This window comes from Alterileibacterium massiliense (assembly GCF_900104645.1).
Classification (GTDB): Bacteria; Bacillota; Clostridia; order Peptostreptococcales; family Anaerovoracaceae; genus Alterileibacterium; species Alterileibacterium massiliense.
In genome coordinates, this window is record NZ_FNWE01000002.1 from 202,402 (window position 1) to 218,361 (window position 15,960).

Genomic DNA, 15,960 nt, shown 5'->3' on the forward strand with positions numbered 1-15,960 from the left:
AGTATGAAAAATAGAAATAAAAGTATTTTGATACTAATGATGCTGATGCTAACATTAACTATTGTTGGATTATCAGGTTGTGCAAATAAAGAGAAAGAGGAAACGATTAAAATATGGAATAAGACTGGATACGAAATCAATATAAATGATAATAAAATAAAGAAAGATGAAGCTTTTGAACTAAAAAAACGAGAAAAAAAAGCGGACAAATATGATATAAACATTTCTTATAATGATGGAAGCAAATATGCCTTAGGAAGTATAAAAATAAGCGATATTAATAGTAAAATAGAGATAAGATATGAAGATGGCATTACATATCTTTTGTATGAAACCAAAAATGGAAAGATAGTAAATACAAAAAAAGAAGAATTAAATAAACAAAATGAGCAAAAAACAAAACAAGACTCTACTGAAAACAATGACCAGAGTCAAAAAGAACAAGTTGGCTCTAACAAAAATCAAAATAATGGAGCAACTGAAAATGAGGAACCTAGTTCTAATGACACAGGTACGCATGAAAGTTCAAACAATAACAACTGCGTAGATGTAGACGATCCAAATAATTATTACTAACAAAATGGTAAAAGTTATTTGCTGAAGAAAAAAACAACAAAAATCTACAAAATATGTTATGATGGCAGATAAGCGAGCGAGGGGGAGGGAGAAAGAAAGTGAATTTAAAAAATAAATTAATAGGCATAGTGACGATGATATTTATAGTTGCTATGGCAATGACATTCACCTATGGAGAAGAAGCGGAAAAAACAGAACACTGGAAATGGGTAACAGATGCGAATGGAACAAGATATGAGAGTGAGAATGATTACGCGAAGAGCAAATGGCTAAAAATAGAAGGAGAATACTACTATTTTAACGAAGAAGGATATATAGAAAAAGATTGTTATATCCAAGGGTATTGGTTAAATGAAGAAGGAAAATGGGTAAAAGCGTACTCAGGAGGAAAGTGGTATAAGGACAGCACAGGATGGTGGTATCAAGACAACGGTTGGTATCCTGTTGACAGCTGGCAAAAAATAGATGGCAACTATTATCATTTTGATGAGCGAGGATATATGGAGGCCAGCTGCTATACCGATGGATATTGGATTAATTCTGAAGGAATAAGGAATAAGACACCATATACAGAAAACTGGACAGATGATGAAAATGGCAGGAAATGGGGCGATAACAACCTAAATACAAGGAATAGATGGCTAAAAATAGAAGGAGAATACTATTATTTTAACAAAGAAGGATATATAGAAAAGAATTGTTATATCCAAGGATGTTGGTTAAATGAAGAAGGTAAATGGGTAAAAGCGTATTCAAGAGGAAAGTGGTATAAGGACAGCACAGGATGGTGGTATCAAGATAACGGATGGTACCCTGTTAGCAGCTGGCAAAAAATAGATGGCAATCACTACTACTTTAATTCATATGGATACATGGAGTCATCAGCATATGTCAAAGGTCGTTGGTTAAATTCAAGTGGAGCATGGGATAAGAATTATTCAGATGGACACTGGGTTCAAAATGAAACAGGCTGGTGGTATGAGGATAACGGATGGTATCCGGCTAATCAAAAGCTTAGAATAGATTGTGCAACCTATTACTTCGATAGCAATGGATATATGGCAACAGACTATATTATTGTTTCAATAATGGAGCAAATGCTATATTACTATAATGAAGGTTCACTAAAATTAAAAACACCAATAGTGACTGGAAACTATGGAGATTATAATACACCGAAGGGAATGTATAGAATTGGAAATAAAGCAAGGAATATTTATCTAACAGGTCCTGGATACAGATCATATGTAAACTACTGGATGCCATTTATAGGAAATAGCTACGGATTTCATGATGCACAGTGGAGAAGTTCATTTGGCGGACGGATATATCTAACCAACGGTTCTCATGGGTGTGTAAATATGCCATATACCAATGCGATGGCTTTGTTTAATATGATAACATCAAATAAGACACTTGTTATTATAGAGTAAAGATAATTATTTAGAAAATTTGAATAAAGACTGAAGAAAGACAAATAATATATTTAGAGATAAAAATAGTTGAGATATAAGCTCAGCTATTTTTTATTTTGTTTTATCTTACCTATCCACAAATAAAATCCTATCAAAGCCTTCTTGCTCTCTCAGAAAAATCCCACAAAACCCTTGAAAACTCACGGGGGGGGGGTAGTATAATTAGCACTATCAAACAAAATATTTTTAGTAATTTTTGTAATTTATAACTTTTAAATTTTAACAATTTAAAGAAAGGAAGAGCGATGAAGAATAGTTTTTTAAAGAAGCTGACCGTGCTTATACTTACCCTTATGATGGTAATCCCTGCGGCAGCCTTTGGATTTGCCGAAACAAATCCGGCAGAGACAACTGCAAAAGGTCCTTCGAAGACACCTGTTAACGATGATATGGTTACGATAACAGCGACCTTACATTTTGAATATCAGAGTGTGAAAGCAGAAAAAAATGGAAAGAAAGTTAGCGTATGTAAGTTGGTTGATCCTAATAGCACTTTGTTAAATGCCTATGTAGATTTTGTAGGTTCGTGGAGTCCATACACACAGAAAGAATATAACGAGCAAAGAGAGTATTTAGGCGAAAAATCCGCACTTGATTACTGGAGAGATGTTGAATTCCTATTTACAGACATGGAAACTAAAGAGACAAAGACTGTAAAGGGACATTTTTTGAATAATGAAGAAGGAAAAGACAAGTCAGCAAGACTTATACTTGGTGAATTTCCTAAGAATAAAAAATATTTAATAAAGGTAAATCCCAAATCACTTCCAGCAGGCTACCATAACGAATTTATATATAATGGACCTGCAGAAAATCTTAACTTAGCCGGACAAAAGGAAGTTGATTACAGAACTGGAATAATTCTTGACACATCGGCTAAAAGAAATCAAAGTTCTGAGGACCAAAAGTTCGGGAAAAATGTTATGAATATTGGGGCTAATTGGACTTTTAAAAATATAATATTTGCAAAGGACGAAGAAAGTGCTAAAAACTTCTATATTATCAATCAAGATGGCACATACTCACACAATCCTGCAAATAAGGTTGTTCGCATTGGACCGGACGGCAGTGTTAACAAACCGGCAGATCCAGTTAAAGATGGATATAAATTTGAAGGCTGGTCATTTAAGCAAGCATATACGAAAGAAGGGAAAAGAGTTGACCCTTGGGCTTCAAAATCCGGCTTCCCAGAAGGCAGCTATGACAAGGAATATGTTACAGATTTTTCTGGTATATGGTGTCACTCAAGAACATTCGGTATTGTGGATACAGAGGGTATAAACTCCTTTAAGCTTGAAAATCCTAAAGATCCTGCAAGCAATGAACACAAATTACTAAGGATTTATAGCTTAATTGTACTACCTAAGTTCAGTAGACCTGAGGTAACCTTTGACACTCAAGGCGGAATGCCGGAAGTGAAAAATCCGATGATTGTAGGATACAAAAAGAGCATTAAAAACGATGGGTTAAAGTCATCAAAGATGCCAAAGAATCCTGTTAAAGACGGATATGTATTTACAGGCTGGAATACAGCAAAAGACGGAAGCGGACAGGAATTCACAGCAGATACGATTGTAACAGAAAATATAACAGTATATGCACAGTACAAAAAGGCAGGCACTGGTAACGCAGGAGGAGACAACGCTGGAAAAATAAAGACAGGTGACAATACAGACCTTGGATTTATCGCATTAGCTTCAATCCTATCAATCGCTGGAATTGCATTTATTCTTAGAAGAAGGGCAGTTAAATAAAAGATAGCTTTAATATAGAAAAAATAAAAAAGCTATATCACCAAATTAATAATATTAAAGGCGATTAAAAAATTAAAATAGCGACCATGCTATAGCAAAAAGCTGTAGATGGTCGTTTTTTAACATAAAAAATACAACGGAGGGTTATTAAATATAAAATTGGAAATCACGCAAAAGCTCATAAAGTGGTTGAAAACTCACGGGGGGGGGTAGTATAATTAGCACTATCAAACAAAATATTTTTAGCAATTTTTGTAAATTATAACTTTTTATACTTTAAAAATGTTAAAGAAAGGAAGAGCGATGAAGAATAGTTTTTTTAAGAAGCTGACCGTGCTTATGCTTACCCTTATGATGGTAATTCCTGCGGCGGCCTTTGGTTTTGCAGAAACAAAACCTGCGTCAGGTCCTGCAAAAGCACCTCAAAATGATAAAGTTACTATTACAGCAATTCTTTGTAGGCAAATGAACAAAGGTGAAAGCAGAGTTGGTAGAAATCATCTAATTAAGCCTGAAGATAATTTATCCAACATAGATGGCGGATGCACAACAACAAATAGTAGAGAAGCATCAAAAATAGGCGAATTTAAATCTTTCTGGGAGAATGTCGAATTTTTCCTAACAGATATGGAGACAAATGAAAAAACAAAGGTCAAAGGGCGTTTTGCCAATGATACAAGTGCAAGATTAATCCTTGGAGAATTTCCAAAGAATAAAAAGTACTTAGTCGAGATTAATCCAGATAGCCTACCAATGGGATACCATAATTATTTTGACGAAGGAGATACCCTTAATGCACAAGGAGAGAATCCTTGGATAGTTTTTGAAAAAAAATATGTACAAACAAAAATAATAATTGATACTTCTAAAGAAGGAAAAAAGAATTTTCCTATCGATAATAAAGTAAAATTCGATGAGATGATGGATTTTTCATGTTACTGGTCAGTATTTAATGTAGCGTTCGCAAAAGATGAAGAATCAGCGAAAACTATGTATATCAAAGATGGCAATGGAAATTATCAATATAACCCAGACAACACAGTTGTCAGAGTAGGAAGAGATAACACGATAAAAGCACCAGCTGACCCAGTGAAAGATGGTTATAAATTTGCCGGCTGGGCAGTAAAACAAGCATATGGAGCTGACGGCAAAAGGATACAGCCTCATGGCGGACCTGAGAAGTTCCCTGAAGGAACAATCGATCGTGAGTTTGTATTTAAGAACTTTAATGGCAACACATGGGGATATGAAAGACTTTGGGGTTTCTGTGATACAAAGCGAATCAATATGTTCAAAATGCCTATGAATAGAACTCTTATGCTTACACCTAAGTTCGTAAGACCTGAGGTAACTTTCGACACTCAAGGCGGAATGCCTGAAGTGAAAGATCCGATGATCGTAGGATACAAAAAGAGCATTAATAATGATGGACTTGAAACCTCTAAAATGCCAAAGAATCCTGCTAAGGACGGATATGTATTTACAGGTTGGAATACAGCAAAGGACGGAAGCGGACAGGAATTCACAGCAGATACGATTGTTACAGAAAATATAACAGTATATGCACAGTACAAAAAGGCAGGTACTGGTAACGCAGGCGGAGATAACGCTGGAAAAATAAAGACGGGGGACAACACAGACCTTGGATTTATCGCATTAGCGTCAATCCTATCAATTGCAGGGATTGCATTTATTCTAAGAAAAAAGATAGCAAAATAAAAAGATAGCTAAACAAGGCTAAATAGTAAGATAACTAAAAACAACAAAGAGGAGAGCCGAAAGGATCTTCTTTTTGTTTGCATAAATATTGAAGTCAATGAATCAAGTCTAAATTCCGCCTTTGCCCATCCATGAAAAATCAAAAATACAATCAAAGATAAAATAATCAAAATAACGACCATGGCTTGGTGTAGAAACTGTGCGTGGTCGTTTTTTTACTTGAACATTTTGTGCGATGAGGGAGATTGACGAGAAATAAATTTTTATAAGAGCAGGTTAATAGAATTTTCTCCTAAGAAAAAAGCATATTTAACTTAAATAGATAAAAAGCCTATGATATAATAACCAGTTAAGAAATACTGATAAAAAGGAAGATAGAGATGTTTGAAAAATTAGATTTTACGATTGATAAATATGAAGAATTGTCAGGGCTTGTTTCTAATCCGGATATTATTTCAAATCAGCCTAAGTGGCAGAAGCTCATGAAAGAGATGAGCGAACTTGAGCCAGTTGTAAAGGCATATAAGGAGTATAAGAATGCGAATAAGGAGCTCGAGGATTCAAAGGAACTTCTCGAGATGGAATCCGACGATGAGATGAGGGAGCTTGCAAAAGAAGATATAAAAGAGCAGGAAACAAAGATTGAAGCACTCAGCGAGGAACTCAAGGTTCTCATGATTCCAAAGGACCCTAATGACGAAAAGAATGTAATTGTTGAAATAAGAGCGGGAACCGGCGGAGATGAGGCTGCTCTTTTTGGTGGGGATTTGCTTAGAATGTATCTCAAGTATGCTGAGAATAGACGCTGGAAGACTGAGATTATAGACTACAACGAAACAGGAACGGGCGGAGTTAAAGAAGCCGTGGTCATGATAAAGGGTAAGGGTGCATATTCGAGGCTCAAATATGAGAGCGGAACGCATAGAGTGCAGAGAGTGCCGGAGACGGAGTCACAGGGGAGAGTGCATACATCGGCAGCTACAGTTGCAGTGCTTCCTGAAGTTGATGATGTAGAAGTCGATCTCGACCCTAATGATGTTAGAGTCGATGTGTATAGAGCGAGTGGTAACGGAGGTCAGTGCGTAAATACTACTGATTCAGCTGTTAGGCTAACCCATATACCTACGGGGCTTGTCGTAACCTGTCAAGATGAAAAATCTCAGATAAAGAACAAGGATAAGGCGTTCAAGGTCCTTCGCTCAAGGCTATATGATTTAAAATTAAAAGAACAGCAGGATAAGATAAGCTCTGAGAGAAAAAGCCAAATTGGTTCAGGAGATAGGTCTGAAAAGATTAGGACATATAATTTTCCGCAGAGCAGAATTACAGACCACAGGATTAACCTCAGCCTATATAAGCTTGAGCAGGCTTTAAATGGTGAGCTCGATGAGATAATTGATGCACTAACAACGCACGATCAAGCGGAGAAAATGAAGAATTTTAATTAATATTTCATCTGATATTTGAACTAATGTTAAACTGAAAACTAAGGAAGTGTTCAGTCAATTTAATGAGAGTTAATGATAGTCCAAAAATCATGAAAGCCAAGAAAGTCATGAAATCAAGTAAAACAATGTAAGATAAGAAAGCCACAAAACAAAGAAAGCCATGAAATTCAAGAAAGCCATAAAACCATGAAAACCAAAAACACGCTAAAGCTTGAAATAAATAATGAGAATCTTGACCGTGCGGGAGAAATTATAAGAGCTGGCGGACTTGTTTCTTTTCCTACAGAAACAGTTTACGGTCTTGGGGCAGATGCTCTAAATGAGGAAGCGGTAGCCTCAATATATGAGGCAAAGGGAAGACCTAGTGATAATCCTTTGATTATTCATATATCAAGTGTTGAGAGTGTTGAAGAAATTGCATATTTAGATGATATAAATGATACAGATAAAATAGCGAAAAGAGATAAAAATAATAAACCATCTATAAGCAGGGAGACAAAACTCAAGCTGATGAAAAAATTTTGGCCGGGACCTATTACATTTATTTTGAAAAAAAAGGACATTGTGCCTGACATAACATCTGGAGGTTTGTCCACTGTTGGAGTTAGACTGCCGAGCAGTAAGGTTGCGAGAGATTTTATAACAGCAGCGAAAAGACCTATAGCAGCACCAAGTGCAAATATTTCAGGAAAGCCAAGCCCTACAAGATGGCAAGATGTAATAGAAGATATGGACGGTAGAATAGATGCCATTCTAAAGGGAAATGATTGCGAGGTAGGAATTGAATCGACGGTGCTTGACTTGACAGGAGAGATAGCGACGATAGTAAGACCGGGATATATAACACCGAAGATGATTGAGGAGGTAACGCCGGTAAAATATGATAAATCATTAAATATAAATCCGTCGCAAAGCGATTTCAAACCTATAGCACCCGGAATGAAGTACAAGCATTATGCTCCAAAGGCAAGGGTTAGGATTGTAAAGTCGCAGGATTTAGCCATAAGATTGGCTTCAGAAGCAAAAAATCAAGGGAAAAAGATTCAAATACTCGATTATCAAAACAACTCTGAGAGGGCAGCGAGGGATTTTTTTGCAAGGCTTAGGCAAATGGATAGGCAGGAAGTTGAGATAATATATGTAGTTGCACTTGATGATGAGGAGCTGGGGTATAGCGTTATGAATAGAATGCTTAAATCAGCAGGATATGATGTTGTAGAATAAAAATAAGCAAAGAAAAATCAGAAAGCAAATTATACTTAGCATAGGAGGGAGCAATGAAGATAGCAATAGGATGCGACCACGCAGGTTATGAACTTAAAGAGATTGTTAAGGATAAACTCACTAGCGAGGGATACGAGCTTATAGACCTCGGCACAAACTCAAGCGAGTCGGTTGATTATCCCATATATGGAAAAGCTGTAGGAGAAAAAGTTGCAAGCGGAGAATGCGATAAGGGCATAGCTATATGCGGTACAGGAATAGGAATTTCAATATCTTGCAATAAGGTAAAAGGAGTTAGAGCAGCACTCTGCAATACAGAGCACCTTGCAGAGATGTCGCGAGAGCATAATGATGCAAATGTCCTATGCCTTGGAGCAAGAGAGATAGATAAAGAGCTTGCACTCAAGATAGTTGACAAGTGGCTCAGCACAGATTTTCTTGGAGGAAAGCACCTAAGAAGAATCAAAATGCTGGAAGAGTAATTGTAAAATAGTAACAAAAGCGAAAAAGCAATTATAAAACAATATTAAGCGAAACAAATAACAAAAATAATATTGATTTCAATGTAAATGGACGAAATTAGGAGGAGTCTATGGGTAAAGTATATGTATTTGATCATCCGTTAATTCAACATAAGACAGCCTTGATGAGAATGAAAGAAACCACGGTTAAGGATTTCAGAGAGCTTGCTAAAGAAGTTGCAATGCTAATGGGATTTGAAGCGACAAGGCACCTCGAGTTAAAAGATGTTGAAATAACGACGCCAATGGAGAAAACCACGGTAAAAATGCTCGATGGAGAGGACATCGCAATCGTACCAATACTTAGAGCAGGGCTTGGATTTGTAGATGGATTTTTAGCTCTAGTACCTAATGCAAAGGTTGGTCATGTTGGACTTTATCGAGACCCAGATACTCATAAACCAGTGGAATACTATTGCAAACTTCCAGTTGATATAGATAAAAGAGAAGTTTTCGTAGTTGACCCTATGCTTGCGACAGGCGGAAGTGCAATAGATGCGATAGATTCTGTCAAAAGAAGAGGAGCGAAGAAAATTTCTTTCTTATGTATCATTGCAGCACCTGAGGGAATTGAAGCTTTGCAGAAAGCTCATCCTGATGTTGACATTTATATTGCAGCAAAGGATGAAGTGCTTAACGACAATGCCTATATTTTGCCTGGACTCGGCGATGCGGGAGACAGGCTTTATGGAACGAAGTAATTTTTTCTAAGAATAGGCGAAAGGAAATAAAATGGATACTATTATCAGAATACCGGACAGCGTAAGCAAGTTTGACAATGTATACGATGTCCTAAATGAAAGAGGAATGATAGACGGAGTTACCGACGAAGCGGGCGTGAGGGACTTGCTCGGCAGGGAGAAAATCAAGTTTTATATTGGATTTGATCCTACAGCAGACTGCCTTCATGTCGGACATCTCATTCAGATAATAGCGATGAGCTATATGCTTAAATACGGACACACTCCGGTTGCATTAGTCGGCGGTGGCACAGGTATGATAGGTGATCCGTCCGGAAGAACAGATATGCGTAAGGTGATGAGTGTAGAAGAAATCGACCACAATTGCAGACAATTCAAAAAACTATTTGACAAATATCTGCCTTTCGATGATGAGTGGAAATACTTTGGAAATGAGGGGGTTTATTCTCCGGGGAAACAAAACCGCGAGCCTTTAGATGGAAAAGCTATAAGCGTTAACAATGCGGAATGGATAAGACCTCTCAATTATGTTGAGTTTTCTTATGAGATTGGGAAGCTCTTTAATGTAAGACAGATGCTAAGGTCAGACGCATTTAAGACGAGAATGGAAAGGGAGATGGGACTGTCTTTCTATGAATTTGGGTATATGCTTCTGCAAGGTTACGATTTCATGGTTATGGCAAGAGATTTCGGGCTCAAAATGGAGATGGGCGGAGCAGACCAGTGGACAAATATAATTGCAGGAGTTGATCTCGCAAGAAAAGCCTGCGACTTAAATGTATTCGGTATGACTTTCGGATTGCTAACAACAAGTGATGGCAAAAAGATGGGAAAGACCGCAAAGGGAGCACTTTGGCTTGATGCGGACAGGGTTTCGCCTTATGAGTTTTTCCAGTACTGGAGGAATGTGGCCGATGCAGATGTTGATAAATGCCTTAGAATGTTGACATTCCTACCTATGGACGAGGTAAGAAAACTATCAAGCCTTGAGGGATCTGAGATAAATAAGGCAAAGGAAGTCCTCGCCTATGAGATTACAAAGACCGTACATGGAAAAGAGGAGGCAGAAAAAGCACTTACAGCATCGATGAAAATCTTTGTAGACGGGAGCGGGAGCTCCGAAAATATGCCTACAACCGAGATGAATGAAAGTGAGTTCAAAGGTGACGGAGCTGGACTTATCAATCTTCTTAAAAATCTAAAACTTGTTACAAGCACAAGCGATGGATTTAGGACAGTTGAACAGGGCGGAATAAAAATAAATGGAGATAAGGTTACTGATAAAAAATGTGTAATAAAGCTCGATGATTTTAAGGATGGTGAGCTTATAATTCAAAAAGGCAAGAAAAAATTCCACAGGATTATATTGAAGTAAGCCTAAGGTGCTAGATATATGAATATAGCGAGACATATGACTATACATATAAATAGACTGGAATATGTGAGTATAGCTAAAGATATATGAAGATAGCTAGAGTTATGTGTATATAATCAAGAGTTTACAACTTTAGTAAACAGATGGATTTAGAGCATAGGTATACATAGGTATAGAGGAGGATATAGATGAGCAAGGTCGGAGTTCTCGGAGCAGGAACAATTGGTATGTCGCTTGCGAAGATGCTCTCTTCTGCAGGACATGAGGTCATGGTGTGGTCTGCAATTGAAGAGGAAATTGAAGAATGTAGCAAGACTAGAAGGCATCACAATCTGCCGGGTATGATAATTCCCGATGATATAGTATTCACAAAAGACATTTCCGAAGTTTGCAGGGATAAATGCGTAATTATGGCCGCTATTCCATCAATTTTTATTAGAGGCACGATGGCAAAAGCCAGAGATTATATCAAAGACGGTCAGCTTATTGCAGATGTGGGCAAAGGCATTGAAATGGGAACGCATTTTACCATGTCGCAGATTATAGCTGACGAACTTAAAAAAGATGGAAAACACGATTCAGTTAGAATTGTTGCACTGTCAGGGCCAACTCATGCAGAGGAAATTGCCTTAGATATGCCCACAACCATAGTTTCTGCCTGCGAAGATTTAAGTGCTGCAGAGGAAGTTCAGGACATATTTATGAATTCCTGCATGAGGGTATATACAAATGCTGATATTATTGGAGTAGAACTCTGCGGGGCATTAAAAAATGTTATTGCACTAGCCTGCGGAATTGCGACAGGAATCGGCTGCGGTGATAATGCGAAGGCGGCACTGATTACCAGAGGTATTGCAGAAATAACGAGAATGGGCAAAAAGATGGGCTGTATGGAGCAGACTTTTAGCGGACTTGCAGGAATCGGAGATCTTATCGTAACTGCAACGAGTATGCATAGCAGAAATAATAGGTGCGGAATCCTCATAGGACAGGGTAAAAGTATTGATGAAGCTGTAAAGGAAGTCGGACAGGTAGTTGAGGGGCTGAATGCCTTACCTGCAGCCGTTGAGCTGGCAAAAGAGTATGATGTCGATATGCCTATAGTTATGACGCTTGATAAGGTCGTCAAGGGGGAACTTGATCCGGTTACTGCTGTTGAAACTCTGATGTCAAGAACCAAGAAAGCAGAAGTATCAAAGGAAGCCCATGACCGCTTTTTTGAAGAAAAGAAAATAAAGAGATAAGTAGAGATGTAGAAAAATGGTTAAACAAAATAAAAAAAAGAAAAATATTTTTCTTAGGATAATTAAAGCCTTAATAATCATAATAATTTGCCTTGCACTGCTTTTTGCTTGCCTGCTTGCATATCTGAGCATTACGGAGTACAAGCCTGATGATGTGGTAAAGCTCAAGGTGGACAGAAATTCGTCAGAGGAAATTTCAAGGGGTAAAGAGATAAGCATGATGACATGGAACATCGGTTATGGTTCTCTTGGAGATAATGCAGACTTCTTTATGGACGGCGGAAAGATGGTAAATACTGCGACAAAAGAAAGGCTCGCCGAAAATCTTAAAGATATTAAAGATAATATAAAAAATGAGGACGCAGACATAACATTTTTGCAGGAAATCGATGTCAATTCGTATAGATCGCATCATACTGATGAATATAGCTTGATTAAGAAAACGCTTGATGATAGAGCGTCATCTCTAGCTTACAATTTTAAGGTAAAATTTATCCCATATCCACTTCCTCCGATAGGTAAGGTTGAGAGCGGAATATCGACTTTTTCTAGGTATAAGGTGGATAGTGCTGAGAGAGTTAAACTTCCTACGCCTTTTAAATGGCCTGTCAGAGTAGCAAATCTAAAGAGATGCCTACTGGTTAATAGGTTGCCTGTCGCAGGCACCGATAAGGAGCTTGTATTGATAAATCTTCATCTAGAAGCCTTTGACGACGGAAGTGGGAAAGCGGAGCAGACGAAAAAGCTCAAAGAGTACATGGATAGAGAAGTCGAAAAAGGAAATTATGTAATAGCTTCCGGTGATTTTAATCAGACTTTTAGCAATGTTGATACAAGCATGTATCCAGTAATATGGGATTCTTGGGTTGCCGGCACTATCGATGAGAAAGATATTGGAGATGATTACCAGCTTTTGATGGATAATAGTGCACCGAGCTGTCGCTCAAATCACAAGGTGTATAGGGATTATAGAGGAAAGGAACCTTATCAATTCTTCTTAATCGATGGATACATAGTTTCAAACAATATTAAGGTATCGAGTTTAAAGACAAAGGATCTAGATTTCAAGGCTTCTGACCACAATCCGGTTTTGCTCAAATTTACCTTAGAATAGAATTTTGACAAGACTGAAGCGAAATGTAGAAGAAACGAAATGCAAATAAAAGCCGAAGCGAAATGCAAATAAAAAGTGAGCGAAAAAAAGGAATGTGCATTTTTTAACACAATTAAAATATAAATTGTACAAAATTAATTAAAAATATATGTTATTATCATATCAAGATATATTTAGAAAAGGGAGGTTTCGAGATGTATGAAAGTTTTAAGCTGACTGACAGTCTTAGCTGGACCGGTGTCCTTGACAAGAACTTGAGGGTATTTGACATCATAATGTATACGGAGTTTGGTTCCACATATAACTCCTATGTTCTCAAGGGCAGTGAAAAGACTGCGATTTTTGAGACGGCTAAGCTGAAGTTTTATGATGAATTTAAGGAAAGGGCAGAATCTCAGGTTAAATTTGAGGATCTGGACTATATTATTGTTAATCACACAGAACCGGATCATGCCGGCTCAATTGAAAAAATTCTTGACATCAATCCGAAGGTTCAGCTCGTAGGAACATCTACGGCACTCGGTTTTCTCAAGGAAATTACCAATAGAGATTTTTACAGCATAACAGTAAAGGACGGAGATACGCTTTCACTGGGCGATAAGACGCTAAGGTTTTTAGCTCTACCTAATCTGCACTGGCCTGATACAATGTATAGCTATATTGAAGAAGACAAGGTGCTGATAACTTGCGATAGTTTCGGTTCTCATTACTGCCACGAGGATATTCTTCATAGCACAATTACAGATAAAGAGGGATATAAGCGTGCAACGAAATACTATTTTGACAATATCATAGGACCATTCGTACATCCATTTATGGTAAAGGCTCTCGAAAGAATTGAATCGCTTGAAATCAATATGATTTGCCCAGGACATGGACCGGTTCACGACGGAAAAGAGAGTATAGATGAAATTATGTCTTGGTATAACGAGTGGTGCAAGAAGCCAGAAAAGACATGGAATAAACTCGTTGTAATTCCTTATGTAAGTGCTTATGGATATACAAAGGAGCTTTCGGAGCAGATAATTGCAGGAATTAAGGAAGCTGGAGATATTGAAGTTCGTGCATATGATATGGTTGAGGCTGATCAAGAAAAGGTACTGGCGGAAATCGCAATTGCAGACGGACTATTATTCGGTACGCCTACAATCGTCGGTGAAGCATTACTACCTATTTGGGAGCTTGTAGTCAGAATGTTCCCACCTGTTCATTCTAAAAAGCTTGCTTCAGCATTCGGAAGCTATGGCTGGTCAGGAGAGGCGGTACCTCATATCATAGAGCGACTAAAACAGCTAAGGTGTAAGGTGCCTGATGAGGGATTTAGAATTAGACTAAAACCAAGCGAAAAGAATCTGATAGATGCTCGCGACTATGGATATAATTTCGGTTGCCTACTTCTTAAGAAAGAAAATGAGAGAAAGACAAAGAAAAGCGGAAGGAACATGGTTAAGTGCATAGTCTGCGGTGAGGTGTTTGATGCAGATGAGTATGAAGTATGTCCAGTATGCAGTGCGGGACCTGACAAATTCGTTGAAGCGGTAGATACAACACCTGAATTTAGAAAAGATACAGATGAGAAATTTGTAATCATCGGTGGTGGCTCAGCAGCACTATATGCGGCAAGGGCAATTCGTGAAAGAAATGCGACAGCGAAGATCACTATGGTATCGGAAGAAGAGGTAATTCCTTATAACAGACCAATGTTAACAAAAGAATTACTTGCAGATATAAGCGAGGGAACTTTTGCAATTACTGACAAAAACTGGTTTGAAGAAAATAAGGTTGATCTCATGCTTGGCACAAGAGTTGAGAGCATAGATGTTAAGGCTAAGACAGTAAAGTGCAAAGGTGAGGATTTGTCATATGATAAGCTCATATACGCACTCGGAGCTCACTGCTTCATGGCACCAATAAAAGGAAAAGATCAGGATCATGTACTATCAATCAGATCGGTTGCAGATGTTAAGTACTTACAGGGATTGATTGGAGAAGAACTTAAGAAAGTTGTAATCATCGGTGGTGGTGTAATGGGTCTTGAATCTGCTTGGGAGCTTAAGAAGGCAGGACATGAGGTTACAGTTCTTGAGGGTGCACCAAGACTTCTTCCAAAACAGCTCGATACCAAGGCATCTGAGCTTCTCGCTGAGATTTTAACCAAGGAAGAAATTAATTTCGTGGTTGGTGCAAAGATAGCTGAGATTAAGAAGAAGAGCGTAGCACTCGAAGATGGAACAGAATACGATGCTGATATTGTAATCATGTCAACTGGTATGAGAGGAAATATCGAAATCGCTAAGGAAGCAGGACTTGAAATTGATAAGCTGATAAAGGTAGATGAAACAATGCTTACAAGTGCTCCTGATGTTTATGCAGCAGGTGACTGTGCAGAATTTGAGGACGTTCCGGCAGCATTCTGGAGCCAGTCAATAGAGATGGGAAGAATTGCAGGAGCTAATGCGGCAGGCGACGAGGAAGCATATTCACTTATTCCGTCAAGCATGAATATTGCAGCTATGAACACAGAGATATTCTCAATGGGAGATGTAGGTGGCGACGAGAATAAGGAATATAGGACAATAGAGCTTGCAGATGCTAATAGAGGAGAGTATGAGAAATATTACTTCGAGCACAATAGGCTTGTTGGAGTTATATTGATTGGAGATATTTCAAAACAGCTTGATCTTATGAAAGCCCTAGAAGAAAATCGTAAATTCTCAGAATTTATGAAATAGATTATAGATTATAATTATAATCGCTAAAAATGATAATGGTTAATAATGAAGAAATTATAATTATTTAACTGATGAGC

General features: G+C 37.8%; 12 protein-coding genes. All 12 read left to right on the plus strand.

Features of this window, described 5'->3' with window-relative positions:
* Positions 1–3 precede the first annotated feature (3 nt).
* Complete coding sequence (locus BQ5371_RS02750) at positions 4–576, plus strand: hypothetical protein (protein ID WP_071132418.1); 573 nt, start codon at positions 4–6, stop codon at positions 574–576.
* A gap of 98 nt (positions 577–674) precedes the next feature.
* Complete coding sequence (locus tag BQ5371_RS02755) at positions 675–2,009, plus strand: L,D-transpeptidase family protein (protein ID WP_071132419.1); 1,335 nt, start codon at positions 675–677, stop codon at positions 2,007–2,009.
* Positions 2,010–2,296: 287 nt separating this feature from the next.
* Positions 2,297–3,805 carry an InlB B-repeat-containing protein gene (locus BQ5371_RS02760; RefSeq protein WP_071132420.1) on the plus strand — a complete coding sequence of 503 codons (1,509 nt, stop codon included), beginning with the start codon at positions 2,297–2,299 and terminating at the stop codon, positions 3,803–3,805.
* 303 nt (positions 3,806–4,108) lie between these two features.
* Complete coding sequence (locus tag BQ5371_RS02765; protein WP_071132421.1) at positions 4,109–5,524, plus strand: InlB B-repeat-containing protein; 1,416 nt, start codon at positions 4,109–4,111, stop codon at positions 5,522–5,524.
* Between the two features lie 380 nt (positions 5,525–5,904).
* Complete coding sequence (prfA, locus tag BQ5371_RS02770; RefSeq protein WP_071132422.1) at positions 5,905–6,972, plus strand: peptide chain release factor 1; 1,068 nt, start codon at positions 5,905–5,907, stop codon at positions 6,970–6,972.
* A 186-nt stretch (positions 6,973–7,158) separates the two neighbouring features.
* Positions 7,159–8,196, plus strand: a complete 1,038-nt coding sequence (locus BQ5371_RS02775) for an L-threonylcarbamoyladenylate synthase (protein ID WP_071132423.1) — start codon at positions 7,159–7,161, stop codon at positions 8,194–8,196.
* Positions 8,197–8,249: 53 nt separating this feature from the next.
* Positions 8,250–8,678 (plus strand): ribose 5-phosphate isomerase B, encoded by a 429-nt coding sequence (rpiB, locus tag BQ5371_RS02780; protein ID WP_071132424.1) that lies wholly within the window; start codon positions 8,250–8,252, stop codon positions 8,676–8,678.
* 110 nt (positions 8,679–8,788) lie between these two features.
* On the plus strand, positions 8,789–9,418 hold the full coding sequence (upp, locus tag BQ5371_RS02785) for a uracil phosphoribosyltransferase (protein WP_071132425.1): 630 nt from the start codon (positions 8,789–8,791) through the stop codon (positions 9,416–9,418).
* 31 nt (positions 9,419–9,449) lie between these two features.
* A complete protein-coding gene (gene tyrS / locus BQ5371_RS02790) occupies positions 9,450–10,793 on the plus strand; it encodes a tyrosine--tRNA ligase (RefSeq protein ID WP_071132426.1) in 1,344 nt (447 codons plus the stop codon).
* A gap of 188 nt (positions 10,794–10,981) precedes the next feature.
* Positions 10,982–12,037, plus strand: coding sequence for an NAD(P)H-dependent glycerol-3-phosphate dehydrogenase (locus tag BQ5371_RS02795; RefSeq protein WP_071132427.1), 1,056 nt, complete (start codon positions 10,982–10,984; stop codon positions 12,035–12,037).
* A gap of 16 nt (positions 12,038–12,053) precedes the next feature.
* Positions 12,054–13,151, plus strand: a complete 1,098-nt coding sequence (locus BQ5371_RS02800; RefSeq protein ID WP_071132428.1) for an endonuclease/exonuclease/phosphatase family protein — start codon at positions 12,054–12,056, stop codon at positions 13,149–13,151.
* A 194-nt stretch (positions 13,152–13,345) separates the two neighbouring features.
* Positions 13,346–15,883, plus strand: a complete 2,538-nt coding sequence (locus tag BQ5371_RS02805; RefSeq protein ID WP_071132429.1) for an FAD-dependent oxidoreductase — start codon at positions 13,346–13,348, stop codon at positions 15,881–15,883.
* Positions 15,884–15,960 lie beyond the last annotated feature (77 nt).